Annotated in this window: 2 pseudogenes; one reads left to right on the top strand and one right to left on the bottom strand. The window is 56.2% G+C overall.

Annotated features, from left to right (window positions below):
• Positions 1-201, top strand: a pseudogene (locus PORUE0001_RS02215) (dehydrogenase); the annotation flags it as partial.
• A gap of 266 nt (positions 202-467) precedes the next feature.
• On the opposite strand, the pseudogene PORUE0001_RS09980 reads toward PORUE0001_RS02215, so the two are convergent.
• Positions 468-701, bottom strand: a pseudogene (locus PORUE0001_RS09980) (IS110 family transposase); the annotation flags it as partial.

Genomic DNA, 701 nt, shown 5'->3' with positions numbered 1-701 from the left:
AAAGTGATGCACTCGCTCCTACACCCGGACGATGCGTATAGTCGTACGCTCCTCTCGCTGGTGAGCAGTCAGTACAACCTGCACGAAGCGTCAATCTACGGCAAGCTCCAGTGTACGCTCGACTACATCTCTGGCATGACCGACCCCTATGCGCTAGACCTCTACCGACGCATCACCGGCATGAGCCTGCCAGCAATCTAGAGGAGTAGCCCGTTGCTTTCTAAGTTCAAATGCAAGTAAAAGCGAAGTTTTTTTCTCGTTTCGCAAGCTCGGTCGACTTCTCTTCGGGAACCCGCTCGTCGGGGTGGGGGCTCCCACCCCTTGCCGCGGGGGCGCTCCCGGAGCGGAGATTTCCTTTCTTGAACTTGCCTCGGAGGACTCTCTTCTCTTCGTAACCGCTCGTCGGGGTGGGGGCTCCCACCCCTTGCCGCGGGGCGCTCCCGGAGCGGAGATTTTCCTTCCTTGGACTAGGCTCGTAGAGCTCTCTTCGCTTCGTGGTCTAGCTCGAAGTCGCAGTCGTGCGCAACCAGCGAGAAGAGGATGTGGAGGAGCTTATTGTTGACGTTGTTGAGGATGACCCCGTAGGGCTTGCCTTGAGCTTTCATGCGTTGGTAATACTGTTTAAATGTTGGGTTATGAGTTATGGCACTTCGGGCTGCTTGGGTCAAGATTCCTTTTAGCCGTCGGTTACTGTAGCCTCC

It is taken from the genome of Porphyromonas uenonis 60-3 (assembly GCF_000174775.1).
Lineage (GTDB): Bacteria > Bacteroidota > Bacteroidia > Bacteroidales > Porphyromonadaceae > Porphyromonas > Porphyromonas uenonis_A.
The sequence above is the reverse complement of the archived record's forward strand: the minus strand, read 5'-3'. Positions and strand labels throughout refer to the sequence as shown.